The 2,408-nt window shown below is 38.3% G+C and carries 3 protein-coding genes; all 3 read right to left on the bottom strand.

What is annotated here, in order from left to right; genetic code table 11:
• Positions 1–188 precede the first annotated feature (188 nt).
• On the bottom strand, positions 189–770 hold the full coding sequence (locus AC59JT_RS20485; protein WP_497402698.1) for an SMI1/KNR4 family protein: 582 nt from the start codon (positions 768–770) through the stop codon (positions 189–191).
• Complete coding sequence (locus tag AC59JT_RS20480) at positions 771–1,205, bottom strand: hypothetical protein (RefSeq protein ID WP_497402694.1); 435 nt, start codon at positions 1,203–1,205, stop codon at positions 771–773.
• 12 nt (positions 1,206–1,217) lie between these two features.
• The coding region (locus tag AC59JT_RS20475; protein ID WP_497402691.1) for an RHS repeat domain-containing protein at positions 1,218–2,408 on the bottom strand (1,191 nt) is incomplete at its 5' end.

The following is a 2,408-nucleotide window of genomic DNA, read 5'->3' as shown; positions in this document are numbered from 1 at the left end:
TGCTGGTCGGTAATGATGTATTGGTTTTGTAAGGTTCCGCTATTTGAAAGAACGCGCCCTTCGGGGGTACCGAAGTATACTAAGTTAGTGTTTTCGTAAACAAAGGTGGGGTTTGGGAAATGAAAAAGCCCAACCGTTTGGTTGGGCTTTCTTTTTTTAGAACTCTCAATAATTATCACGCAACAGAGTTAGTGGCCTATTTTCTCAAGTTCTTTCTGAATATTACTCGTTTCTAGCATCTCTAGTAGTCGAGGCTCTTTTGACAGCCAATACTCGAAATTTAACGGCCAATCTTCTACTTCTATTTCTATATTATTGCCAATTTTTAATGAATTTTCAACTTCTTGTAAAAAAGACGATAAAAAAGAATTAAAACTAGAAGCAACTAAAATCGAATCCTCGGGAAATGAGGAAAAACTTATTATCGGATGATTTTGACCAATTTTAACTTTATACAAATAACCAAAATGCAATCCGTTACTGCTATTCATAAAAGGAATTACAGAGTTTGCTATGTGCGGATACTTTAACCACGCACCCATCAAGTCCTTGGTGAAGTTACCGTTTAGCCCAGGATTTTTAAAACCGTAAAAACAATAGTCTAAAATAGATGCGCCGTTAGTTGTTTTTAAAAAGTTCATTAATTGCCCATCAAATTCGCCCGGAATATTTCCGGGGAGTTTAACAAGTTTCGATGCATCTTGAGGATATAGAATAACTTCTGACGGATACCTAACATTAAGGCCTTCTAAATATTTTCTAATTTTCATTTACAAACTATAGTAGCTAGAAGACCGATCAAGATCGATTGCAAAGCAATTAATAACAGATCGATAGTCTGTTGAGTCGTTGATTTTTTTAATGATTTTTGGAATATCTTCTTTTTTATACCAAAAATTAGGTTCAACGCCACTTGAGATTTTTTGAATAACCAATGATTTAAAGTCGTGCAACCCTAAATTTTCCTGTTCTGAAAAACTATAATTAATCTTTGCAGTTCTACCTTTTTTTAGAGGATGATAACCCCAAAAATACTTCCATCCAACGATTTGTATAGAGCCGACCTTGTAACACCAACCATCTGAATCCAAAATAATGGAATTTTTAAATTTCTCAAATTGAGAGACAGATGCAAGTTCGGGCCCGTTTACTTGAGCATAAATATTCTTATCGTTTGTAAAAAAATGAATTATTGGATATTTCATATATTTATCTTATTAAAATAAATCGCCACCTGTTCCTATTATCAATGCTTTAAACCAAGTAGGAGTGCCATAAATTAATTGACCCATTGCATTTGCTCCTTCAACACCTTTGTAAATTTGCCCATGCGCCAATGTCATATGCGTAGCTTGGTCAGCAAATAATTTAATATTCCAAGGTTGATTAGCCACAGCTTCTAATCCATGTTTTTTTGCAAATTTTTGCGAGATAGCCCAATGGTGTTTGATGCCCTCATAGCCAGCTTTGTTCATCCATTTTCGAGTTGCACTCCAAGAATGAGAACCTAATTTCCAAGCTCCTTTGCCAATTCCCTTTGCTATTGAGTTTATTAAAAACACATCACTAACTGCTAATGCTATATGAAATGCTCCCGACCAATAATGACCATTTTGTATATCATCTAGGCCAGCTCTCCCATCGCCCCAAATTGGAATTAAGCTTTCTCCAAAACCCGGTTGTCCAACCGATGTATTTTTACTGCCGTGGATTGGAACAGTTCTTAACAGGTTACCCTTGATAAACGATGAACCATCATCCGTTACAGGGCCGTCATTAATTATTGAATAACCTGTGTCATTGTTGTATGAATTATAGTAATTAATTATCGTGCTGCTATCAAAATGCCCTTGAGGTGCTCTTCTTATAAAATCCCACCAAAAGCCACCATAATCTCCTCCGTCATCTGTTGTGGCCCCTCCTCCGCTAGCTTCATCAAGTTGATCCATTTCGAATATGCCAATCGTGCCCATCCTTTGCCAGAACTTCATCGACCGATCACCTTGCAATTGCTCCATCAAATTCCCCAACGGATCATTAAACATCACCGGATTATTCCCCGAGTAATGATAAACGCTCATCGATTCCGCCCCTTCAGCATCCGGGTCAACGCCCGTCCATCTACCCAGCGCCTGGTCATAATTTCGATAGAAAGTCTGCATCAAAGCAGGCAAGTCACCAAAATCATCCTGCAATTCACTGCCTCCGTTGTACAGGTTTTTGTTAGGGTTAGTACCGGGTGTAATCCCACCCGTCATTATCAACCCAAAAGCATAATAACTATTCTCCTGAATAACCTTAGCGCTGCCGCCATCGTTAACAAAAGTAACGCGGGCATTGCCTTGCTGGTCGGTAATGATGTATTGGTTTTGTAAGGTTCCGCTATTTGAAAGAACGCGCCCTTCGGG

The organism is Mucilaginibacter sp. A3364, from assembly GCF_059690715.1.
Note: the sequence above shows the minus strand (reverse complement) of the source record. Positions and strands in the feature narration are given on the sequence as shown.

Excerpts from the sequence above, each read along its gene's own strand:
- AC59JT_RS20485 (WP_497402698.1), bottom strand. The coding sequence starts at position 770 with ATGAAAATTAGAAAATATTTAGAAGGCCTTAATGTTAGGTATCCGTCA.
- AC59JT_RS20480 (WP_497402694.1), bottom strand. The coding sequence starts at position 1,205 with ATGAAATATCCAATAATTCATTTTTTTACAAACGATAAGAATATTTAT.